The sequence below is a fragment of the Pseudarthrobacter sp. CCNWLW217 genome, assembly GCF_037203985.1.
In the GTDB taxonomy this organism is placed as follows: Bacteria; Actinomycetota; Actinomycetes; order Actinomycetales; family Micrococcaceae; genus Arthrobacter.
Map to the genome: position 1 here is coordinate 96,450 of NZ_JBBCBT010000016.1, position 23,647 is coordinate 120,096.

Sequence of the window (23,647 nt, forward strand, 5' to 3'; positions counted from 1 at the left end):
GTCCTTCCATTGGTTTCGACAGGCTCAACCACCTCCTCAGCGGGTGTGGTGGCTGGGCTGCAGTTCGTACACCGGCGTCTCCAGCCCTTCCATCCGGGCTTTGAGCTGCAGGGCCAGGTAGGAGGAGTAGTTCCGGCTCTGGTGCAGGTTGCTGCGGGGCCAGCTGGACCTGGCGGTCGGGTCGGTTGTGCCGTCCAGCGGCGACGCCGCGCTCCTCATTTGGTGGCTGCCCGCGGACATGAGCGCCTCGGACTTTGAGGCAGTCGAAGCCTTGGGGCGGCTAGTGGGTCGCGGGGATGCCCGATATTTGTCATTCCTGGCGTCCCCGCCATGCAGGCGGTCGCAGCGGCCCGATTAGTATCGCCGGACACTTCGGGCAGCACACCGTGCGCTCAGGGTTGTACGCGCCGCGCGTCCCGTCGGCCTAGCCACGAACCGATTAGGTGTTGCCATAAACTGGAGGCGCACTGGCCGCCTCCGGCCGGTGCCTCTTGGGAGGGTGAGAATGAAGGAATTTATCCCCGGCGTTGGCGCTGGGTCATTGCTGCGGTCTGAGCTGCTTGCCGATGATCGCTCGACGCGAATCGGAGCAATCCACCAGATCGACTATGGCCAAGCTGTTGTGCTGACCCACGACCGGTGGAAATTCGACGCCGGTGGCATCCCGCAGTACTCTTTTCTCCTGGCGACTGCGCAGGATGTTAACGACCCTCGCGTGGACGACGACGAGGTGCTGCTCCTCCGTGTCGAAGGTACTTCCCCACTGTCGCTCGAGCGCGACCTCCATGCAGTGCGTGAGGAGTCGCTGCGCACGGCCCTTTCGAACATGCGAGATCCAGCGCCATCGGCCGTGCTTGATGCGGAGCTTGACCCGTTCACCAAGAATCGGGTGTCATTTACCGGAGTCCGCTGCAGGATCCTGGGCACTTTTTACGAAGACGAGGTCGACGGACAGAAGGTGCTGGAGTTCGGTGCCGATGTGGATAACTTTTACGCCACATCCACCTACCGGGTTCTGAAGCCGATCGGCGACGGCCTCGCGACGATCGCCTCGTATCTGAAGCCGACCGGCCGCAAGCAGGAACGGGTCAGGATCGGAGCCGTCCGATACTCGGCGACACGGCGCCGTGCGAAAACCTCCAAACAGGCCGACGCCGCAGTGGAAGTCAACATCCACGATTTCATCGGAAACAAGACGGCTCTCCTTGGCATGACGCGTATGGGCAAGTCCAACACTGCCAAGACGATCATTGCCCGAACTTTTGTCGTCTCCGAGCGGCAGCGTGCCAGTGGGGGCAAGCCCATTGGCCAGCTTATTTTCGACCCTCAAGGCGAGTACGCCAACGCGAACACCCAGGACGGTACCGAGATCGCGGCCATTGGCGCCAAGCACGTCAGCATCTTCAAGTTCGGCGCCGACGGCTCGCAGGCCCACGTTAAGCCGCTTAACATCAACTTCTACTCGGAGAACCAGATCGATGCCGTTCAGGGGCTCGTCGCTGACCAACTCAGCGGTGAGGACTCAGGCTATGTGAAGGACTTCGCTGGAACCTCTTTCGCCGACGTCCCAGGCGATCCGTCGGCGACGACCCACGCGCAGCGGGCGCGGCTGGCTCTATACGGTGCGCTGATGCGTGCGGGTTTTGCCGTGCCTCAGGGTTTTCAAGCCCGAGCTAACATTAAGACCGCGTTCCAGCAGACCCTAACAGGCGCGCTCGGAAGAAATCCGTTCGTGCAGGTCGGAAAGACAGCGAACTTGGTGGGGATCTCCGCTGACAACTTGCAGCCTGTAGTCGACAAGATCGTCGAGCTCAAGGCCGCAGGCGATACTGACGCGCTTGACTTCACGAAGGATGTGCGCTGGACGAGCGTTGAGCCGATCTTCACCACAAAGAACAGCGGGCGCCCTGTTCGTGGATGGAAGAACCTGAACCCACTGCGCCCTTTCCATAGCCCGCTGACCCAGCAGGACCCAGCCCTGGAGATCTACGACGAACTCGTCGGTGGCCGCATCGTGATTGTTGACCTCCACGTTGGTGCCGAGGCGATCACGAAGGCGCTCAGTGAGTCGATTACGCGTCGGTTGCTGTCTCGTCAGACCGAGACGTTCACGTCGGGCCAAGAACCACCCCACATCCAGGTCATGCTCGAAGAGGCACATAACCTGTTCTCTTCCGACCGCTATAAGGACAATCTTGATGTGTGGGTGAAGCTTGCGAAGGAGGCCAGCAAGCTCAATCTCGGCATGACGTATGCCACGCAGGAGGTATCCGGAGTCGCGCACCAGGTCAAGGCGAACACCGCCAATTGGGTCGTTGCGCACTTGAACAACACAACGGAGGTGCGTGAGTTGGCGAAGTTCTACGACTTCGGGTCATTTTCGGACGCGATCATCGCGTCCGAAGACCGTGGCTTCGTGCGTCTCAAGACCCTGTCATCGCCCTATATCGTCCCTGTACAGATCGACCGGTATAACGCAGAGCTCGTCAACGAGGCGCGGTCTGCAGCCGGCGACCCGCCGCTAACGATCGCCTCGGCCACCTGATGCCGTACGAAACCACCGGCGGCGGGCACGAGATTGCGTCGCGTTTGGGCCATTCAGCGGCCGCTATCAAAGCCATCGCGGACCAACGTACCTTTCACGTTCCTGCAGAGGCGATCCAGGATTCAGATGCGATTCGCGAGCGAATCCGGCCACGCAGTGAATTTAGTTTGCCGTCCCCGCAGGAGCGTCTCCAGTCAGCTCTGGCAATTGACGGTTCCTATGTTGTCGAGCAGGTACGTGACGGCCTGCCATCGGTCATGTATGGCTTCGCCCAAGCCGCTGCTGCGTTCCTGGACCTCGACATTCTTGAATCGCAGCGAGCCGAACGGTTTGTCGACCCGTACGAGATAGAGCGTGCCGTTAACACCGCGCTTGTTACCTTGGACCTTCCCGTCGCCGGCGCATACACGCGCCCCGGCGTCGACATTACAACCTCATGGCGCGAGGCAATCAACGTTCTGTTCCGGCAAAAAAAGATTGATGTTAACCGCCTCGACCAGCCACTTCTCGACTTACTTTTCCTCCTCCATGGCGTGCCCGGAGCGCCGGCGGCCACCGTCCCGGTCAATTGCCCCACTCCCGACTGCAGTAGGAACGTGGCGGTTCCGCCCGCGGGCGTCGTCTGCGATGCATGCGGCGTCGATCTATTTCCCACCGACGTGCTTCGCATCCACGAGGAGGTGGGCGAAGAAGGTACGAACCAGTCCGCCCTTGGGCGGCTAATGTCCGTTGTGGAACTGCTAGTGCTAGTGGGGTTGGCGACATTGCTGTGGGAACAATCGCGCCAGAAGGCCCTGCCCGCGACCTTGTTCATCGTTGATGGTCCGCTGGCAGTATTTGGCACGCCAGCGAAGCTGCGCGGACGAGCCCTTGAGTACTTTCAGGCGATGGGCAACTCCGCTCCGGGCAAAGCGCCGTACGTCTGTGGGATCGAGAAAACGGGAGCTCTCGTCGATTATGCTCGCCAACTTGCGCGTCACGATATCCTGAGGCCGGGCGAGTTGCTGATATGCGACGAACATGTCATTGCCCGTGTCGTCAACGCCAATAACGCGCGCGCTTACGGCAAGGAAACGTACTGGGGCCGCAAGTTCGTATACCGCGCACTCGATGGGCGCGTCCTCGTCCCGACTGTTCCACCCGCGTCCGGCGCGCCCTACGACGCCAGCGGCGGTCAGGCCGATCCTGCAGACTACCCAACACTGGCAGCAATCCTCGATGTGATCGATCGGACTGGTTCCTCCATGTACCTCGACGGCATCATCCCTGTCGCAGCCGCGCATGGAAAGGCCGCATTTCCGATCGGCGTGGGCACTGACGTACTCCGGCTGGTGGCCACCAAACGTCTTGGTCTCGATTCGCCCACCGCGCCAACGGACCCGGCACGGTCTGCCCGATGATTCGGGATGCGGACGGGGCTACAGCCTCCCCACCCACCAGTGTCAACCCTCCCACCACGCCCACGATTCCTAGGCACATCCTCGACAACGCTCGTTCGCTTGTTTGGCCACTTGGCAAGCTTGATCACCCACTCACGTCCGGCCGATACCAGTCGCCCCTTCGGTATCCGGGAGCCAAGTCATCCCTTGCTCCGGTTATTGCCCGGATCTTGGAGGCTGCAAAGGGCTCACGAGAGGTCCCGGAGATCAGTCTGCTGGTCGAACCATTCGCTGGCGGCGCGTCGGCGTCTTTACGGCTGGTCGGCCAAGGGATCGTCGACCGAGTCCTACTCGCCGATGTTGATCCTCTGGTGACCGCATTCTGGCAGGTTGCGGCGGCCGACACCGACGCACTAATCGATCGAATGCATGACGAGTGGACTCGATACGTCAAGCCTGGCGGAACGACTGGAGTGGAGCGTTGGGACTATTGGCGTTCATGGGTACCCGCTCGCAACGCGGCCCCCGACGTCGTCCGGATCGGCCTGGCGATGCAGTGCCTATTCCTGAACCGCACGACCTTCTCCGGAATCCTGCACGGCAAGGCCGGGCCCATTGGTGGGCGAAAGCAGGAGAGTCCGTACGGCATCGGATGTCGGTGGAATCCGGACGCCATCGAGAAACGACTTCGGTACGTTGGTCACTTGTACGAGACTGGCAGAATTGTCGATGTCTGGCGTAAGGACTGGAAGCAGACACTGGCTGACGTTCCTGAGCAATACCCGCAGCTTATCCCGTCGCGCGTCGTCGCATACCTCGACCCGCCATATCTCGAAAAGGCCTCGCACCTCTACCGCGCGTCATTTGATCCGAGCGGGGGATACGGCAACTATGAGGGTGGCAAGCCGGCGCGGATTGATCATTTACTCCACATGCAGCTTGCCGAATACCTGCGCACCAAGGCCCAGTTCCGTTGGCTGCTTAGCTATGACCACAATGCGCTTCTGACCGACAGCCCGTGGCTCTATGGGCACGCTCGCATGACGCCGAGCATCGAGGACCGCGAGACGTTAGGCATCCGCTCTTGGACTCTTTCCAAACGCCTGGTAACTGTGCGTTATTCGGCGAGTGGCAAGACTGGAAAGCGTGACGCCGACGAACTCCTCATCACAACCCTTCCCCCGTCCAAAGTCCCTGTAGACCATCAGTTGAGGAAACTGCCATCGTAATGGGCTTTCCCGCCTGAGGTACGGGAGCGCAGTGATGCCTACAGCCCAGTTATAAGTCTCGGAATCCTGCCACGCTTCGTACTCCCACGGCAGCTTGTCAAACTTCAGTCAACGCTTCAAACAGCTGTGTCGCACATATCTCCAGATTTCCGGCTCCGTGCATGGACTTCCTTACTCATTTCCTGTTCCCGGGCTCCTGTACCGTCTAGCAGATACACGGAAACCGCATCCGCCCAAGCAGTCTTTTATCGGCTCTTCACGGTTCGTGGGGAAATGGAGGGCTCGTGGTCCTGTTCCAGGTTTAATGCTTAGACACCCTCACCCCAACAGGGCCACGGGGCCCTCTTGTCTTCAACGACACGAACTCAATTCCCCACCAACCTTGAAGAGCCCAAAACCCAGGCGCGGCTCTCACCCGTGATGTTCGGACCTCAACGCCAGGATGCAGTCGGTGACTTCACGGGGTGCCACAAGAAGCGGGCAACGTGGCCAGCGCCGGTCACCTCTCCGAAGCGACCTGTATTCGCGAATATGATTGAAGATTACTACGAAGCCCGGGAAAGATTCCTGGCCTTGTTGGAGCAAAGTTAACCAATAATGCTGCAGGGCATATTTGACTTGAATCAGCTGGCGTGGACGCCTGCAAGACTGTCGTGCACAGGGTCTATTTTCAGGCTCATTTTAAGTTTGGGTATTATTCCTAATTCTTCGCAACGACGGGCCCACGCGTCCACTTTTTGCTTCAAGATGATTGAACCGGAGTCGGCCAAATTTGCTGGCAGCTTCGTAGCTCGGTAGCCAAACCACAGGCAGTAGCTATCGAAATCGGGGATTCTTTGTACATTTGCGCGATTATGCATAAGCTCAAGTACGTTCATAGCTTGGTCGCAGACGTAGTTCAGTTTTTGCGCGGTACCAAACTTCACAGCGTAGACGGTGCCCCCTTTCTTCAGGTCCCAGGCCTCTACGGCCGTCCCCGAGCTAGTCCTGAAGATCGAGAAGTCCCTATCGGCAACTTCATAGCCTGATTCACTCAATTTGGCATTAAAATCACCTTCAATATCCGCTATTTTCAGGAAGTCCTGTTCAACTTCCTCTACACGGATCTGCCTGATGGAAGCATCAAGGTAGTCCAGATAATCTTGGTTGAACTGCAACCATTTTCCTTGCGTCAATACCACTCGATCCTCATCGGAGATGAAGTCGATCGCTTCCTTTATAGATTGCGTGAACTCGGGTTCTCCCTCACGACGATGCGTAATTTTCAGCTGCAAAAGCTTTTCGCGTGGTATGTCCTTTTCCTTAATATAGGCTTTAACTTCTTTCATTGTGAGCTGATCCAGGTCTTTTGCTTTGTAATGGCCGCATTTAAGCGTGAATGACCCCTGGCTACTAAAGATGAAATCCACCCCAAATAGATCAAATGTGGCGGTTGCAATATCAGAGAGGCCGACAGGCGCGGTCAGCTCATCCAAAAGCTGCTCATCATATCGGGCAATCTCAGCCTTGTCCTTGAGTAAAAGCGTCCTTGGCAGTTTGAACCGCTCCGTTCGTTTCAATTCCTTTTCAATCGAAGAAAGGAAATTACCCAGCTCACTGGGTTGTATCGGTGGCGAAACAAGAGCGGAAACGCCAAATTTTCCAGTTGCGCCATATGATTCCTTTTTCGCCGGAATAATGGCCGCCTGCAGGAAATCAACCGACTCCCCGGGAGGGATGTTGAGGCGAGCTCGCGCACCAAAGCTCCGAATATCCTTCTTCTGCTTTCCCTGAAATCGTCTCGCCGACGTTTGAGTGATATCGTTTGCATCAGCTATGCGCTTGGAAAGCTCTATTCCGAAATCGAAATCACAATGCGGGCGAACATAAAAATGTGACTTACCAAAGCAAATGGCATAGCAGGACTTCTTCTTGTGGAGCAAGATGACACCGAAATAGCTGACATTTGCAACGTCACGCTGCCCGAAAAATTCCGCAAAATTGGTTATCCAAGGTATCTTGCCGGGATCCGGCGACTCGGAAAAGAGGAAATCCCCATTCCATCCGTCCAGCTCAAGCTCCTTGATGGACGTAAGGCCTTTACTATCCAATTTTGACTTGAGCGCCTTCACCTGGCCAGTCGGAATCTTGAAAACGTTTAGTCGCATACATCCTCTAACTATTCCCATGAAGTAGGGGAGCAACGTCCCCCGGCCCCTAGCATGGTGGTTGACCCACCTCCCTCTACTTGGTCAGAGTACGACAGATTAGGGGGACTAGGGCATAGCCGCGCCAACGAAATGCTGTAAACTACGGTCAAATCACCAATACCGTAGGGCTGGGGAAGTTCGGATGCTGCTTGTGGACACAAGGAATAGGGCGCGAAAGTAGCCTAAATCCCCATGGCTCCTGCTTGCCAGCCACCGCTTTTGAGCTGTGACGAAACCCGGTCCATACGAAGCATGGCAGATAGTTGCTGACACGCAGCGACAGCCTCCCGCAAAGTGGAAGCGTCTGAAGCGGCGATTGGACCAACCTCAATTTCGGTATGCGGATTGCCGTTTGGCTGCAATGCTCTTATTCGTGCCTGCGCAATCAAAATGCGTCTTTCGACCTGAACTTACTTCGATTGGCCCTAGTATTTGGTGCGCAATTCTCTACTCGGTAATCTGATCACGCGCAGAGAGCCTGGCATAAGGCCAGCGCTCTCATTGTCTCCACGCCCTTCGTGGAAAGCATCCCGGGCACCATCGATCGCAAGCGTTGCATTGCAAGTCGTACCCTCGTTCCTATGGGCGTTCTACTGGCCCTTCTGAATGGATGCCCCTATGAGATTTGCTAGATTAGCGTTAGCTTGGAGATGTCGAATCAGTCCGATTCTGGAATATGAAGAAACCCACCTGCCTGGTCGTGCGATAATTAGACTGCCAGGTCTAAGGGCAAGTCAGAGATGTCCTTTAACCGCTTTCCATGCACCATCATCTGGAGCATCTCGAAGGCGGACTCATCGCTGTCTTCCTCAAGCGTGTGCATAAGCTCCGGAAGCGCGAAGTGATAAACGCAGTCTACGTCTCCGGTACCGAGAGCCAGCGATGCCAATCGATTTGGCACCGGTTCAGCTGTGACAATGGCAATATGAGGAGTGCGGCCCTTCCGATTTCGAATTAGGTTAAGTGCTTCAGAGCGGGCATTCTGCGCCCTATCGGTGCGAATGGTCCACTTACAGGAAACAACTGCATGAAGAAGTGCACGGGTCTGCACATTACTCCGAATCGGGGCGTGCTGTGCGGCATCTTCGCCAACGATGTAGCGCTCCCGATTTATCAAGTCGTCACCGACTGGCATGCGAGTCACAACCACGTCTGGCGCAATAGCATAGGCGTTTCCCAACGACGCTTGCATTGCCCGATTCTCCTTCACGATTGTTTCTAGATCTGCAAGGTGTTCGTACTGCTCGTATATTGACCCCTCAATCTTTTGCTTCTGCGACTTGAACCCAGGGTGACTATTATCGCCAATGCGACGAACCGTCCAATCCCCGGGACGAATCGTATCTAGGTAAGGAAACGTTTTTGCTAAGAAACTAGCAGTGGCCTGTTCGAACCGGGCGCCCAAAGTTTGGCCTTGTAACTTTTTTGCCCGTGTCGCCGTCCCTAATCGCTCAGCGACTCCTTGTGCAAACCTAATGCTTGGTCGGCTACTGGAGTCCGCGTTGCTTGGAACTCCTTCGGCATCTATCGTGAGGGCACTGGCTAAGTCCCGGTGAAACTCGCGGCGTGCTGTGACCAATAAAGGTTCAGTCCCGCGGTTCATGCGGGCGACTACGTCGCCAGCGTGGGCATAAAAATCTACTCCGCCAGTCGGGCCGGATGCTTCATCTCCGCCCGTTCCGGCAGACGGGGATAGCCTAAAGAGCGTGCCTTCTTCGGACATTCTTCCTCCAGTTCAATTCGCCTAGACCGCATATATGCCACTAGGTTTTCGCAAGTCCAGCTTCGTGCCGCATTGCTTACTCTCGACGGCAGTGGGCCAGTTAGACATTCCTAGGAGGAAGTTCTACATCATCTAACGTCTCGCCGCTGCGGCGTGCGATCTCTTCAGCTTCAGCAATGGCGCCCTCTGGCACCGTGGGCGGAACGTAGGCGGAAATCGATTTCACAGCCCTTACCAAGTCGTCGTAATCACGGATACGCCCTTGCATAAGCAGCCTGTCAAACGTAATGCCTGGGCTCCAGCTGCCCTTTTTCGTTGATCTGACCTTTTCTATGGCCCGGCTTAGGGCTGGTAGATCCAAGTGGTACACGTAATCCACAGCTCCGGAGCCGTCCGCAAGAATCTTCAACATGGCTGGGCGGGGCTCCATGGTTATGACTGCGTAGTGCGGCATCGGCCCCCTCCGCTGTGAAGCCAACTTGGCACCTTGAGATACGCAGTCCTGGGCGCGGTCGGTGCGAAGTGTCCATTTCGACGAAAGTCCGAGTCGGAGAACTGGTTCCTGCCCCTCCCTCTCTAGTGCACAGGTGAGATCCAGATTTAGCAGAGACTCTTCAGGCATATACAACTTCAGTCTCTCACTGATGCTGTCTTGCACCGAGAAGTTCGTTGAGGCTACTTTCAGTTTCCGCCGGATACTTGTCGTAGCCTTGGATCGCGGAAGCTCCTGTGCAATTGTGAGCAAATCGTTTATGGCTGGCCAGGCGTCTTTGTGGCCCTTTTTAAACTCTGGAAAAACCCTCAAATGTGCATACTGCTGGAAATCAAGCGCCGACTTCGAACGGTGGATCGAAACGTCGGAACCTATCTTTTTGAGGTGCTCCTGAATCGCCTCCTCCATCCTTGCCCCGGGATCCTTGGGGCCCACCCTGTCAGTAGGCACGCCGAGTTCCTCGAACAGGGCCCGTCCCAGCTCCTTTGACCCTTCTTCACTAGCATCCGACGTGTTTGGGCGGTCGGTAAGGTTCTGTTGTTTGTCTAGACGATATCCGCACAGCTGAGCGGCGAAAGGGGCTGGCATGAGCCTGAGCCTTTCATTAAACGTGAGCAATCACCCAACTGGACACACCGGCGAGCTCGGATGTCGCACCCCTCGGTAAGGATAGGATTACGACCGGGAAGGGCATCATGGACATACGCACAATAGACTTATTCGCAGGCGCCGGAGGACTTTCTCTGGGCTTCGAGCAGGCGGAGCTAGGCTTCATGCCGATCTTCGCCGTTGAGATCGACAAGGCCGCCGCACGCACCTACGAGAGACACTTCGGCTGTGCCGTGGAAACCGGCTCTGTGACTGACGTAGAGTCGTTCCCCGAAGCCGACGTGATTATCGGTGGACCTCCCTGCCAAGGTTTTTCGCCCCTGGGGCGGGACCGCGACGACGAATCCCGCGCGGAGCTCAATGAACTCTGGCAGCAGTACCTTCGCGCCGTCCGCCAAGTACGGCCCGCGGCGTTCGTCATCGAGAACGTGCCGGAGTTCCAGAAGTCCGCGCAGTTCCACGCACTCCTAGAGGCAATGGAAACTGACCCCGTACTGAAGGAGTACGCCTTCGCTTACGGCCCGCTGAACGCCGCTGAATACGGAGCGCCCCAGCGCCGCATCCGAGGCATCTTCATGGCAGTCCGTGGAGCCGACGCAGTAGCATGGCCCCCGCCCGTCACCCACGGCCCAAACGCCGTCAGCGGCACCCCGTATGTGACCGTGCGCGACGCTATCGGCGACTTACCGCAGTACCCGACCGCCGTCGAGCCGGAAGTGATCGAGGGCATTGCTGGCGACCGTCAGGAGCTCCACTTAAAGCGGAACCCCCGCCCGACGAGCCTAGAGCGCTACATGGCGATTCCTGAGGGCGGGAACAGATTTGACCTAGCAAGGAACCGACCGGATCTCCTCCCCAGATGCTGGGCTGAGAAGCCGACCGGCACAACCGACGTTATGGGTCGGTTGTGGTGGGAGCGACCATCGCCGACGATTCGGACCGAGTTCTTTAAGCCGGAGAAGGGCCGCTACCTCCACCCTGAGGCGCACAGGCCGATCACTCATCGTGAAGCGGCACGGCTCCAAGGCTTCCCTGACAGCTTCATCTTTGAGGGTTCCAAAATCGAAATAGCCCGACAAATCGGCAACGCCGTCCCGACCGCGCTGGCCTGGGCAATCGCCCGTCATCTCCACACTGCGCTAGCAGCCCAGCGAGAGCTTGCCACAGTTGGGTAGAGCTACAACAAAAGCCGCCCTGGGACAGCTCCAGGGCGGCTTTTAAGGTTAAGACTCTTTGTTTCAGGGCTCAACGCACCGAAGACGGTGGTTGGATCGACACAAGCGGTGCTGCCGCCTGTAGTTCCATGCCATTTAGCAGCAGCGTGGTACCGGCGGCGCTGGCCACGAACTCAGCTACACCTAGTGAACGTTCTGCACCGGTCGCGGCATGCACAGCCTGAGCGGCGGTGATGTCATCCAGTGCCTTGTTCCGGAGTTTGACTGACTCACGAGCCAAGCCGCGCAGGCGACCGGCCAGAACGGCGGCCACCGTGCGAGTCGTGGGGTCAGCGCCTGTCTCCTCGGCCGACCAATCAAGGAGCTGACCAAGGTCGGGTCGTAACAAGACCATTAGGAAGGACTTCGCCGCGACGTAGGGACTCCCAGGATTGCGAAAGGGCTCAAAGTCACGCTCGACGTTGACCAGCTCACGAACACGTTGAAGGTTCCGATCGATGAGGACCTGAGCCCCAGGGTTGGGCTGTGCCGACTGGATCTCGCTGGCAACTGCTTCTAGCACTTCAGACGCACTCCAATACTCCGCCTGATCCCGTTCGCCCAGGATCCGATACGCCGTCTGGAATATCAACCGGTCCGCAAGCTCAGCTTCGCTTTCGGTCACTGGCGCCGGAACTCGGCCTGTCAGGGAGTCCCATGTCAACCAATGCGGCAAGACAGTCCCCTTGGGGACCTGAGGGGCGCCCAGCGCGCGAGATGCTACTGCCAGACCTTCGCCGCTGTCCGCCGCCGCCAGGAACCCACTCAGAGCTCCTCGCGTACGATCGATTTGCAGCCAGTCAATTCCCGCCCCGTCCTCGGGTGCTCCGACCGGGAACTTGACATCCGACGTCGATGTGAACAGCTCGGAGCTGACTCTAAGCAGATCCTCATGCGGGTGAACGTTACTGTATCCGCGAGCTCGATGCTCGCGCAGCGACTTCTCCTCGCGAAAATGGATCGCGACGACATCGGACAACAGCGCAGCGCGAACGTACGTTACCGGGCTGTCAGGTTGCTGGCCCTTCAGACCTGATTCGGATAACTCCACAAGCACCGGTGCGCCAGCTCCGCGTTCTGCCACGACTCGTTCCACAAGTTGAGCTGTCGGCTGGACGGTAAGCAACGGCACCCAGCCGGGAGACAGCTCCAACAGGTCGGCGTAGTACTTGTGGAAGGACTCGCGTGGCGCCAGCACCCGCGAACTGAGAATGCCGATGAGGTTCATCCGATTAGTTAGAAGGAACAGCCGCCTGGCCCCGGATACGACAACGACGCCTCCCCCGACTCCGGCCACTGGATCGGGAGCTTCAACTTCCTCCTCCGCTTGCTCGCGCGCGATTCCCGCGGCCGGTTCCTCCATCGATATCGACTCATCGCTGATCCCTATGGAGATCGATTCTTCGATCTCGGAAAAATGCTCGAGCGCGGAGGAAGTGTCAGCCGGTTCCTCAGCCTCGTCCGTTGCCAGCTCAGGGTCAGTCGCCGTTGGGGCTACCTCCGCTGGCTCCTCGACGAGATTAACTCGTTTGCGTTTGAGTGCGGGCTTTTTCTCGTTAGCCAGCTCGTCGCTTGGCAGTCCACTAAATTCCAACTGCCCTTCTTCAGTCATTATTCTTGCACCAGGCCTTTCAAATTCGCCACAATGTCCGGCTTATTGGAGAAGCCGCTCCACGACAGGTGCAGCTCGTTGCGCGCTCTGGACATCACGACATAGAACATCATGCGAGTCGCCGCCGACGTTACATCTCCTGCCACCTGCTGTAGTTCGGGCACGAACAAGGCGTCGAACTCCAACCCCTTCAGCGACTTGTAGTGGAGGAGGGTCAGAGCTGGCGAATCAAAGCCCACCAAACTGTGCTGGCGGTTCCCCGAGACGTACTGCTGTACCGGGATCGGCAGCTTTCGCTTCGTCAGCTCGCGGTAGAGCCGGTGCTGGGTGTTTACGTTCGGGCAGGCGATGCCGATAGTCAGATGGGAGCGCGCCTTTACATAGCGGGCAACGAAGTCGGTGAACTCGTCGGTGCTGGCGTACCGCCGAAGGCTCGGCTTGTCGCCGTGGCGCTCAGGCGGGTCAGGGATGCCCGTTGGCGTACCCGAGTAGTACTTGGCGGCGACAGCCGCGATCTCTGTCGTGTTGCGATGGTTGCGTCGCAACACCAGATGCTCCCGCGCGCCAATGCCAGTTTCGATCTCGCGCAGCGTGGTGTTGTTGTCGAACAACTGCTGGTTCTCATCAGCAAACACCGTGATGTTTTTGGCGACGAATCGGGCGATGCGGAAGAAACTCAGCGACAAGTCCTGCCCCTCGTCCACGATGAGGTCAGCAAGGCTGCCAAGCTCCGGCGGGTTAGTCATGAACTCCTGTGCGATCTGCGCCCAGTCGTGGTCGAACGAGTTGCCGGCTAACGAAGGTGGATTTGCGCTGTAGTTCTTTCGCCAGAAGTCCCAGAACCAACTATGGAAAGTCGTGACATAGCCTGCCACGTCCACCTCGTTCGCGGCCTGCTCGGTGTATTGCTTGAGCACTTTGGAGTACATGAGCACCGTAGGCTTGCGGTCATCGAAAGTCAGCGCCTGGGCGCGGTACAGCGCCATCACCGACTTGCCTGTGCCAGGCGGACCACTGACGATGTAGTTGCCGTCGAGGTCGAGGTTGAAGATGAGGTCCTGCTCTTTTGACAGGTCCTCGAAGGCAGGCAGTCTCACCTGATTCCCTTGACTCCCTCACCAGCCGCCGCGATGGCGGCGTCGAGAACGGGCTTGAAGAACCCCTGTACCTGGTCGTTCCCTATAACCATCGCCCGGTCAAGCAGGAAGTTGCCGCTCTCGCAACTCGTCTCCGCAACAAGAGTGCAGGCATGGCAGGCAGCGAGGTTCAGGCTTGCGAACGTCGAAGCCAAATTCTCGCTACACAGCGGGTCGGACGAACACCACATGGCATCCTGCAACGCTTCCAGGATCGTCGTTTTCAGGACCGGGGGCTCACCCTGGCGAACGAGGCCACCTAGCGTGCCCTCGGAGTCACCGGCGGCGGTGTAGATCAGGATGCCCGCCTGCTTGGCCGTGCCGTCCACTTCAATGCTGCTCCTGGCGTAAATGCGCTCACGCAAACTGGTGGCGGCATATCCCGACTCAAACGCGAGACGGCGGATCAGCAAGTGCGCGAAGGTGTGCAGCAGGACGTAGCGAGGAGCGAGGATAGGGCCGGTACGCTCCCGAAGGCGCGGGGCCATGAATGAGGTGTCAAGGCGTCGGTCGAGCTCGGCAATGCGTGCACGCACGTCGTCCCGCTCCTCCCATACAGTCAGCCGGTTCTCGTCAAGAGACAGGAAGATGCCCTCGCCGCGCACGTCGATGGCTGGCAACCAGTTCACGGTGTGCTTGAGCGCGGCCTTTACCAGCGTGTCCCTTCCGCCGGGCGTCACTCGGTGGAATCCCTCCAGCGCTCGAACCTCGCGCAATCGGTCGGCAAGCACCACCTTGTCGATGCGATCGGTGAGCAAGGACGTGATCTCGTCGCCATCGCCAGTGCCAATGGTCAAGCCGACGTGTCGGGTGCGGAAGTGACGGTCGTCGGAATTTTCCGTGGGCGTCAGGAAGGCCGCCCACTCCTCACCGAGCAAGTCCCCCGGCGTCGCTTCGACTGCGGTCGCCATTCCGGCCTCGCGCTGCCTCTCGTCCCGGGCGAGTGCTTTCACGAAGCCGGGACCAACTCCGTGCCCTTCCGCCAGCGTCTGCACCATCATGTCAAACATTGGTGCGTCATCGTTGACCGTCAAAAGCGGACGGAAGAAAGGATCGGCCTTGATCGCCAACGCTTTCTCACTGAAGGCATCCGAACGGGAAGGGTTCGGAATCTCGATGGACGAGTGCACGAGCGGGAAGTAGACGTTGCTGGCACCGCGCTGGACAGCCAGCGGAGTCTCGTCGCAGTCCACCTTCTCCTCGAACCGCTGCCACGGCTGTCGACCACCACACGCGACCCCGATTGACTTAAGCGAACCCTTCGTCGTGATTCCCATGAGGTTACGACGGCTGTGACAGCTCCGGCAGTGCACCTGTAGCGTGTCGAGACCCCCAGCGCCCTTGCCAGGCAGCGTCTCGAAGAACAGGTTGTCCTTCTGACACTGGCGCGCCTCCGGACTCGTGTTCCGCGAGTGGGCCCAACGTCGCCAGTCGGCGTCGTCCATGTGGCCCTTGGCGCAAATCTGAATCCAACGCATCGGCACGAGCGGCTTCTTGCCCGGGCAGCTCCCACAAGTCGGGGCCTTGCCCTCCTGCTCCAGCGAGCGGCGCCATCGCACCATGCGCCTGCACTGCTGACAGAATAGCCAGGTCGGGAACCGTGAGTATGGCACGCCAGCTGTGGGTGACGCCCAGGCGTTGCTGTCCACGGCTGGGGCCGCGCGGAACTGGGCGACGCCGAGCGCGGCTGCGAGCCGTTCGCTCTGGATGGTCTCGCCGCGGGGCCCCCACCGGAAGGTGTCGCATCCGACCAGCGACTCGCCTTTGAAGTCGAAGATAGCGCCGACTCCGAACGGGACGATGGTCTGAGACTGTCTGATCTTGCGCTGCATTAGTTACTCGTACCTCCCGAAGCGCCGTGGGCGACCTCGACCAACGACTCCATGTCCACATTGCGCATTGAGCCGAGGGTTGGCCAGGCGTCGCCCTTGGCGTTGAACTGCTTGATGAGGTTGATCTGCCCCTTGCCGCTGGACCGGTAGTACAGGAGCTTGTTGTCGTCGTCGGCACGCTTGGCGCGGTCGAGCCAGTCTTCCATGAACTTGGTGAGGTAGGTCTGCGCCCCGGCGCGCTCCCGGGGCTCGACACGCTCCACTACGTCGACCAAGGCAGCAGCCAAGTCACGCAACTCCGCGATGCGGTTCCTGACTTCGCCTGCGCGCCCGTCTGCTGCCAGCCCGAGCCGGTGGCGAACTAGGATCACAAGCGCGGCGTGCAGCGCGCGGTCGCGGGAGGGCGGTGAGTACGGCGTGACGCTGGTCGGCTCGACGTGTCGATAGAGCGCCGAGTGATAGGCGCGGAAGTTCTCGTAGTGCGAGCGGTCTCGGGGCTTTGTCGAGCGGAACAGGCCGAACACCAGACCAGGCGCCGCAGAACGACCGACGCGGCTGGTGGCCTGGATGTACTCGGCAGTTGCCTTGGGCTGTCCGTTCATGAGCATGAGTCCCAGGCGCGGCACATCGACGCCGACGGAGAGCATGTTGGTGGTGGCCAGGAAGTCCACTACGTATGGGCTGGAACAAGGCAGATTGAGGCGCTCCAACAGTCGGGGCTGTTGGGCGCGCGGCACTGACGAGGAAAGCTCCTCGACATCGTACTTGCGCCGCGGGCGATCGACGATGAGACCGCCCAGCCGAGAGTTGATGTCGTCGCGGGCGATGGTCACGGTGCGGCCAAGCTCGCGCAGTGAGCTGTGGTACACCACGACGGTCCAGTAGGCGTCTTGGGCGTCGCCGGTCAGGCTGAGGTCGACCGGGGCCTGAAGCAGTGCGGCGCCGGAGTGCACGACTGCAGTGTCCGAGGTATGGCCCTGCGCCATCATGCCAACGTACAGCCGGCCGGGTGCGTCCTTATCCACCCGTGCGAAGTAGGAATCGTCAGCATTGATGCCAGACGGCGGGAAAAGGTCGACCGGCCGTCCGAACAGCCCGTTGATTTGGGCTGAGGCGCGTCGGATCGTTGCCGTCGAGGCTATTACTTTCGGGGGTCGTCCGTCCGTCTCGCAAAGCAGGTTGATCGCCGCCTCGTAGAGACCAACCGTGGTGCCGAGTGGGCCGGTTAGCAGGTGCAGCTCGTCCTGGATGATGAGCGATGGCGGCAGTTTTCCGTTACCCCGGCCGAACAACTTACCCGATTCCGGTACCCAGGCGAGCTGGGCGAACTTGTCCACTGTCCCGAGCAGAAACGTTGGCGGATTCTCGTACAGCGCGTCATCAACTACCAGCACTGGCAGCTCGGCGTTGAACTCGCACTTGCTCGATGTGCAGTGGAACTTGAATGAGCGATCGGTGGAGACGATGCCGTAGTCTGCGTTATCGTCGCTGTGCTCGCGAGGCACGATCTCCGTGCCGCACCATGGGCAACGTTCGAGGAGGAAGCGGTCGTCAGTTTCGCCCGCGTCGCGCAGCTCATCGAAGCGTTCTCGTGCTTGCACGTAGTGGTTAGGAGTCGTGGCCTCACCGACCCACAATCCGACCGAGATCAGCTCGTCACCCAGTTTGGCCTTTTCTTCACGCCGCAGATGCTCACAGGCGGCGATGGTCGATGCCGTGCGCTGGAACTGCTGGGCAGTCAGGAGCGACAAAGTATACCGACTGAGGATTGAAGTCCCCGCACCCTTCGCGCCTTCCAACAGCCGTCGGCGGAAGATCTCAAATGCTGCGACCAGCAAGTAGGCCTCGGTCTTGCCACCACCGGTGGGGAACCAAATGAGGTCAACGACATTCCGATCCTCGTGCTCGGGGTTCACCAGCCCCTGCAGGGCCGTCAGGAAGAAGCCCATCTGGAAGGGGCGCCACTTCGCCCCGGCGGGATAGCTAGTCGGCAGGTCGGGAGCAGCGCTGCGCGGATGCCGCATACCGGCCAGGTCCTTCTCGCTGTGCCGCATCTGTATCAACATCGCCCGGTTGGCCAGCCGAAAGGCCTCGATCAGCTTAGCGCGGTCAGGGTGATTGGCGAACACCTGCACGCCACCGCGCATCCGGTCGCGGGCACGTTCCAACCGCTGCAGTACTGGCTCCGCGGCTGCTGTGTATCGCTGGTCGAGGTTCGCGGCTTCAGTGGCTACCTGTTCAATCCAGTCCGCATAGGGATCGATAAAGGCGTCGAGTTCGCGGACCAGCTCGTCGGCTGACACGGAGTCGTCTGCCAACCAGGCGATGTCGAGAACCTGTGCCGCGTCGCCCTCGGCGCTGACGCTCGGTACGATGCGCGACGGCATCACCTCGGATTGAACGGCGTGGACGGTGCCGTCCACGTCCTTCCACTCCGGTGAGCAGCCGTGCCCGATAGCGAACACGCGAGCCTGGCGGTAAAGAAGTCGCAGCTCCTGCTCCTCAGGATCATGCGAGGCCATCGCCACCGATGGGTACTCCAGCACCTCGCCGCTATCTGACACACTTATGTCGAACTCGACCTGGAGAAGCATGTCGTTCCAGGCTCGCTCGGGATGCTCGTCATCGTTGGTGCGCGCATTGACCAGAGTCACCGTCACGAGGTTGCCGTGGGGGTACTTGCGCCAGCGGATATGCACCTCGGCCTTGCCGCCCCAGATCGTCTTGGGGTGGGAGTCCTCAGCGGTGAGTGACATTGTCGCCTCATCGAGCGGTTTTCGCCGCCAAATGCGCTTGGAGCCGGGAAGCTTCCTACGAGGGTCCTCGTCCTGTTCTTCCGTGGGACCGCCGTCCTGAACCTCCTCGGCGGCAAGTGCTGCTTCGGCGGCCTCGCCGCTCAAGGTTTCGTACTCGGCCCCTCGGGCCTTGAATGTCATTGACGTTGCAGTGGTGAAAAACGACAGCCCCTGGGAGGCGGGAAGGAAGTCGTTGGCTGCGGATACAGGGTCGTCGCTGAACTGACTTTCGTCACCGCCTCCAGTCGCGGCCGATTCGTCCTGTTCCTCGCCCTCCTGGTCAGCGTAGCCAGCAAAGGACACTTGCCGCGGGAACAATATGCCCATGAGGTAACGCCTGTTTGGCGGATCGAAGATGATCTCGTTCGGGCCTGAGAAGGGGCCGACGAGTTGGCGTCGTACGTACGCGACGAAGTCTGCACGAGTCTGGGTAAGTGCCATCATGCGCCTGCCTTGTTCAAGGCTGCGAGGGCCGTGGCGGCGTGGGCCTGGTAGAGCTCTGCCACCCGTGCGGCGATGGCCGGATTGATCGCCAGCCAGAGTCCGGCGCGTGGCCGACTGAGCGCGACGTACAGCAGGTCGATGTCCGTTTCCGACTCCAAAGAGTCAATGTCGATTACACACACAAACCTATTCTCCAAACCCTTTACGTCCACCGCCGACGCCCACGTAAGATCTTCACCGGGCCAGCCGGATGCAAACTCCCTGTCGAGCAGTCGCAACTTCCCCCTACGTGCCTCACGCAACCCCCGGGCAGCGCTCGTCTCCCAGTCACCGCGCAACGACACGATCGTGACGTGACCCGCCGACACTTCTTGCTCGCGGAGAGATCGCAGATGGGCTTCCAGCGCCGCAGTCTCAGACTCGCGGTCGGTGACGGGTGCGAACTTCACCTCAGGTCCTGCGCCGGCGGCGGCGACTCCGGTGTCCGCACCGGTCAGGGCCCGTGTCTGGAAGGCGATCTCGCGGGTGTTGCGGCAGTTGGTCCGCAGCGTGGCGGGCACGGGGCGAAACGACTGCACGAAAAGCAACGCGTCTGGATCGTAGTCACCGTAGAGGTGTGCTTGGCGGTTCTGGTCCATGAACATTACCCACCGGCCATTACTCCATCCACCGCCAATGACTGCCTCCAACCGGTCGAGGCTTTCGTAGTTCATGAGATCCTGGGCCTCGTCAATGACGACCACATCGAACTGGAGGTTGTTGGGAAGCTCGGCTGCCGCGTAGACGGTGACATCGGTTCCCACCAGCAGGCCACGGACGAATTCGGCCAGAACTTCGCTACGGCACGTGAACAACACAGACTGCCCGGTGAGTGCCTTTCGTCGTGCAACCTCGGCAGCAAGGAAGGTTTTGCCGGTGCCAGCTCCGCCGTTGCAGAGCACCCGAGGTGCATCGCTAATGAGGTCGAGACGCGAAAACTGCTCGTCGGTTAGGCGTACGAGAGCGGCGTCGAGCGTACTGGCCCGGGCATCGAGCAGGGGCGAGCGATCGAAGCTGGGGCGTAGCTCCCGAATCAGCTTGCTGTGCAGCTCCTTGTTAATGGTCTGCCTTGTGGGCTGGCGTCCTCGCCAGTAGGTCGCCGCTCGGCTAAGCGCCTTGGGGAGGTCGCGGTTGAACTGGCCGCGCCCGCAGTAAGTCTCGGCGTCCCACTCGAAACTGCTGAGAGCCAGGTCAACATCTGGCGTCACAACCAGGAAGCCGAAAGCGATGTCGTCAATCTCTACTCCCAGGCGTCCTCGCAGCCGGTCGCGAAGGGCGTACATCCCGCTCGTGACCTGCTTGAACGGTCCCTCCCGATCTTGTCGGAAGTGTCCGCTACGATCGCTGTACGTCCACAAGCCGTTGTTACAAGAAACTTGAGCACCCTTGACCTCAATTACCAGCACAAGTTCGTTTAGCACAAGCACAAAATCAAGCTCCGAGGTGAGCTTGTATTCGTGCGTCGGCAGGTTGAGGGAGTGGAGAGCCGTTCCCGTGATATCACTGGCCGCAAGCGCATCGAAGACCCGCCGTTCTGACGAGGTAGTTGAGCCAAGGCCAAGCTCGGCTGGAATCATCTTCAATGTTGCTCCCCCTATCTGCTACTGGGATGAGATGCTACCGGCAGGCGCGTTCATACACGTGCATGTGGAGGCACTGAGGAAGGTGTCGGGTGAACCTTGAATATGTCGGCCGCGTACTCGGTCGACTTCGGCCTTTCATACGAGATCATGTCATCCGTCGCACCCGTGTTGAGCGCGTGCTGGCTACGCTGCATTCCCCACCTGACGGGCTTCGTGAAGAGATTGAACGATTGCTTGCCAAGGCGGGCATCACCGTCGAAGAGGACCTCGTGCCTGTTGCCCGCGACCCTGAACTTCCTGCGGAGATGGAGGACGAGACCGCACGGGACGCCCCTTTCTTGAACGACACGCCAGGCGCCCACAACGGACACATTTCCGAGGCCGTAGCGGCTGCTCGCGAGCGGATAGATCGTGATCGACACATTCACAACCTGTCCCGTGTGCTGCTTAAGGCGGAGGAGGAGGTCGGTTTGGCCATTCTCGTGCACAGCGTGAGTGACAAGCCTCTGGCGCAGGGCGAGTTCGCGCGACTGACCGGCGAGGCACGGGCTGCTGCGGAATGCCTGCTGTTGCACAACCAAAGATTAGTGCACTCCGTGGCGCAACGCTATGCACCGCCGGGCATGGACTACGAAGATATGATTCAGCACGGCGTGATTGGCTTAATTCGCGCCGTAGAGTTATTCGATCCGTCGCAGGGCACCAAATTCTCGACCTATGCGATGCACTGGATACACCAGTCGATTACCCGAGGCATCGCCAACGAGTCACGATTGATCCGATTGCCTGTCCACATGTACGAGCGCGTGCATAAGGTCTGGCACATCCGTGCCCGCTTGACGCTAGATGGAGTGGAGCCGTCAGTTCACCAGCTGGCCCTCGCATGCGAGCTGACTGACAACCAAGTGACCGAATGCCTCATGCTAGGCCCGCAGGACATCCTCTCACTGGACAGTCCGGTTGGAACGGAGGGGGAGTCGACTTTAGGTGACCTCTACGACCGTGCTGATCCTGATGCTGGTCCGGAGCACGAGCTCGAATCGCTCCTCCTCCGCGAACAGATTAGTGCCTTACTAGATACGCTGAGCGAACGCGAAGCTACCATAGTGTCTTTGCGATTCGGACTCTTGGACGGTGAGCCGAAGACGCTCGACGAAATCGGCAAAGTCTACGGTGTGACGCGCGAGCGAATCCGTCAAATTGAAAAGAAAGTGATGGACAAGCTCCGACACCCGTCCCGAAGCGCCGTGCTTCGGCCGTTCATGTACGGCACTGATGACCTACCAAAGGCTTGACCCGGATACTGATAACGAAGTCATCCCCGCAGATGAGGCGTGAGCTTCCGAGCTTTGCCCGCTCACATGCACCCTGGTTCGCCAGGACGGCCATTGGCCAGCTGCCTGCCAGGAGTCAAGTCTGCAGAGCTGCCGACACAACAACGGCAGCCCATAAATAGAATCTTGTGCCAGGGAAGAGATTATTGCTCCAAGCTGGGAGCGAGCGTGTCAAAGTCCGACGGCATTACGTACGTCGTTGAGGACCCGCTGACGGAGCCCCCGTCCAGACTTTTCACCCGCTGGTTGAGCTCAAGCCCTTCGAGAACTGCTGACCGCTGTGCGCATTATCACCGGCAAACCTGCCCGTCTGGCCTCACTGGATGATGCGGCCTGAAGCTGCCGAAGCCATGCGCGTGACGGGGTTGACGCCAAGGACCACCTACAACCGCCGCTGCCGGAACATCGGGAACGACTCCCGCACCCGGTCCACCGTCTCCGGCGAAACCTCCACCGCCCGCACCCCGGGCTCCAACCCAAGGTCCGCCTCCACAACCCCCATCGGATCCACCAGCACGCTCCGCCCCACGGACACGGGCGGCGCCTGGCACACCCCCGCCACGTACACGCTGTTCTCGATCGCCCGCGCTGTGTTCAGCGCCAGCCACTGCTCAGTCTTGTGCTCGCCCGGCACCCAGGACGAGCAGACCAGCAAAACCTGCGCGCCGGAGTCGGCCAGTGACCTGGCCAGCTCCGGGAACCGCAGGTCGTAGCAGGTCATCAGCCCGAACCGCACTCCCCCGTGTTCGAACACCACCGGCTCGGTGGACGGGCCGGGCTTGATGAACGTCGACTCGCCAAAGCCCTGCGCGTCGAAAAGGTGGATCTTCCGGTAAAAAGCCAGCCGGCCGCCGTCGGGACCGAACGCCACCAGCGTGTTGTACGCCCTGCCCGGCTCCTCCGACGTCTCCACCACGCCTGCCACCAAGGCCATGCGCTGGCGGCGGGCGATACTGGCGAGCTCCCGGCAGGCGGGCCCGTCCAGCGTCTCCGCCACCGCGGGGAACGACGCGTCCACTTTCTTCTTCTCGTACGTGGCGTATTCCGGAAAGGCGACCAGCGCGGCGCCGTCGCGCGCGGCCTCGGCGGCGAACCGGTCGATCGCGGCGAGGTTGGCCTGGATGTCGGTGCCCGACTCCAGCTGCCCCAGCGCTATCCTCACGGCTGCTCCTTCCCTCACTGCACGCACCGGCCCGGGTGAAAAAGCCAGTCTCAGGCGGCCGCCTCGACCGTAGCCTTCTCCGTGGCCGTCATCTCCGGCGGCGCCGCCTTGAAGCCCCGGGTGATCAGTGCCAGGACCAACACGCCCAGCACCAGCCAGGTCACTCCCAGCGTAATGGCGTTGCTGTCCAGCTGGGAGAGCAGATACGCACAGATGATGGCGCCGATCACCGGGATCACCACGTAGGACACGGGGTTCAGCTGCTGCCCGGCTCGGCGCTGGCGCACATAGTGGAACACCACCGAGGCGTTCACCAGCGTGAAGGCGGT

Annotated in this window: 15 protein-coding genes and 1 pseudogene; 5 read left to right on the forward strand and 11 right to left on the reverse strand. The window is 59.9% G+C overall.

Translation table 11 applies throughout. From position 1 onward, the window contains the following. Window positions 1-36: 36 nt before the first annotated feature. Window positions 37-240 carry a hypothetical protein gene (locus V9L18_RS17515; RefSeq protein ID WP_337348452.1) on the reverse strand — a complete coding sequence of 68 codons (204 nt, stop codon included), beginning with the start codon at window positions 238-240 and terminating at the stop codon, window positions 37-39. 265 nt (window positions 241-505) lie between these two features. Here V9L18_RS17515 and V9L18_RS17520 point away from each other — a divergent pair, with 265 nt between their 5' ends. The 3 genes from V9L18_RS17520 to V9L18_RS17530 are packed head-to-tail and all read left to right on the forward strand — an operon-like array spanning window position 506 to window position 5,153. Then, complete coding sequence (locus tag V9L18_RS17520; protein WP_337348435.1) at window positions 506-2,545, forward strand: helicase HerA domain-containing protein; 2,040 nt, start codon at window positions 506-508, stop codon at window positions 2,543-2,545. Continuing rightward, window positions 2,545-3,945, forward strand: coding sequence for a hypothetical protein (locus V9L18_RS17525; RefSeq protein WP_337348436.1), 1,401 nt, complete (start codon window positions 2,545-2,547; stop codon window positions 3,943-3,945). Before V9L18_RS17520 ends, V9L18_RS17525 begins: the two co-directional genes overlap by 1 nt. Beyond that, window positions 3,942-5,153, forward strand: coding sequence for a DNA adenine methylase (locus tag V9L18_RS17530; protein ID WP_337348437.1), 1,212 nt, complete (start codon window positions 3,942-3,944; stop codon window positions 5,151-5,153). The genes V9L18_RS17525 and V9L18_RS17530 overlap by 4 nt, the downstream gene beginning before the upstream one ends. Window positions 5,154-5,776: 623 nt before the next feature. Here V9L18_RS17530 and V9L18_RS17535 read toward each other — a convergent pair. The 3 genes from V9L18_RS17535 to V9L18_RS17545 all read right to left on the reverse strand — a co-directional run bounded on the left by V9L18_RS17535 (window position 5,777) and on the right by V9L18_RS17545 (window position 10,146). After that, window positions 5,777-7,264, reverse strand: a complete 1,488-nt coding sequence (locus tag V9L18_RS17535; RefSeq protein ID WP_337348438.1) for a DUF6119 family protein — start codon at window positions 7,262-7,264, stop codon at window positions 5,777-5,779. Between the two features lie 787 nt (window positions 7,265-8,051). After that, window positions 8,052-9,065 carry an NgoMIV family type II restriction endonuclease gene (locus V9L18_RS17540; protein WP_337348439.1) on the reverse strand — a complete coding sequence of 338 codons (1,014 nt, stop codon included), beginning with the start codon at window positions 9,063-9,065 and terminating at the stop codon, window positions 8,052-8,054. Between the two features lie 100 nt (window positions 9,066-9,165). After that, window positions 9,166-10,146: an NgoMIV family type II restriction endonuclease gene (locus V9L18_RS17545; protein WP_337348440.1), complete on the reverse strand. Its 981-nt coding sequence runs from the start codon at window positions 10,144-10,146 to the stop codon at window positions 9,166-9,168. 107 nt (window positions 10,147-10,253) lie between these two features. Here V9L18_RS17545 and V9L18_RS17550 point away from each other — a divergent pair, with 107 nt between their 5' ends. Then, complete coding sequence (locus V9L18_RS17550) at window positions 10,254-11,342, forward strand: DNA cytosine methyltransferase (protein ID WP_337348441.1); 1,089 nt, start codon at window positions 10,254-10,256, stop codon at window positions 11,340-11,342. A gap of 70 nt (window positions 11,343-11,412) precedes the next feature. Here V9L18_RS17550 and V9L18_RS17555 read toward each other — a convergent pair whose 3' ends face one another. The 5 genes from V9L18_RS17555 to V9L18_RS17575 are packed head-to-tail and all read right to left on the reverse strand — an operon-like array spanning window position 11,413 to window position 20,816. Continuing rightward, window positions 11,413-12,993 (reverse strand): hypothetical protein, encoded by a 1,581-nt coding sequence (locus V9L18_RS17555; protein ID WP_337348442.1) that lies wholly within the window; start codon window positions 12,991-12,993, stop codon window positions 11,413-11,415. Beyond that, window positions 12,993-14,090 (reverse strand): AAA family ATPase, encoded by a 1,098-nt coding sequence (locus tag V9L18_RS17560; RefSeq protein ID WP_337348443.1) that lies wholly within the window; start codon window positions 14,088-14,090, stop codon window positions 12,993-12,995. Before V9L18_RS17560 ends, V9L18_RS17555 begins: the two co-directional genes overlap by 1 nt. Then, complete coding sequence (locus tag V9L18_RS17565; protein ID WP_337348444.1) at window positions 14,087-15,961, reverse strand: DUF1998 domain-containing protein; 1,875 nt, start codon at window positions 15,959-15,961, stop codon at window positions 14,087-14,089. The genes V9L18_RS17560 and V9L18_RS17565 overlap by 4 nt, the downstream gene beginning before the upstream one ends. Beyond that, window positions 15,961-19,200, reverse strand: coding sequence for a helicase-related protein (locus V9L18_RS17570; RefSeq protein WP_337348445.1), 3,240 nt, complete (start codon window positions 19,198-19,200; stop codon window positions 15,961-15,963). Before V9L18_RS17570 ends, V9L18_RS17565 begins: the two co-directional genes overlap by 1 nt. Beyond that, entirely contained in the window at window positions 19,197-20,816 is a 1,620-nt protein-coding gene (locus V9L18_RS17575) for an NERD domain-containing protein (protein WP_337348451.1), read from the reverse strand. The genes V9L18_RS17570 and V9L18_RS17575 overlap by 4 nt, the downstream gene beginning before the upstream one ends. A gap of 95 nt (window positions 20,817-20,911) precedes the next feature. Here V9L18_RS17575 and V9L18_RS17580 point away from each other — a divergent pair, with 95 nt between their 5' ends. Then, a complete protein-coding gene (locus tag V9L18_RS17580; RefSeq protein WP_337348446.1) occupies window positions 20,912-22,117 on the forward strand; it encodes a sigma-70 family RNA polymerase sigma factor in 1,206 nt (401 codons plus the stop codon). A 421-nt stretch (window positions 22,118-22,538) separates the two neighbouring features. On the opposite strand, the gene V9L18_RS17585 is transcribed toward V9L18_RS17580, so the two are convergent. Continuing rightward, window positions 22,539-23,336 carry a carbon-nitrogen hydrolase family protein gene (locus V9L18_RS17585; RefSeq protein ID WP_337348447.1) on the reverse strand — a complete coding sequence of 266 codons (798 nt, stop codon included), beginning with the start codon at window positions 23,334-23,336 and terminating at the stop codon, window positions 22,539-22,541. Window positions 23,337-23,368: 32 nt separating this feature from the next. Further along, window positions 23,369-23,647, reverse strand: a pseudogene (locus tag V9L18_RS17590) (APC family permease); the annotation flags it as partial.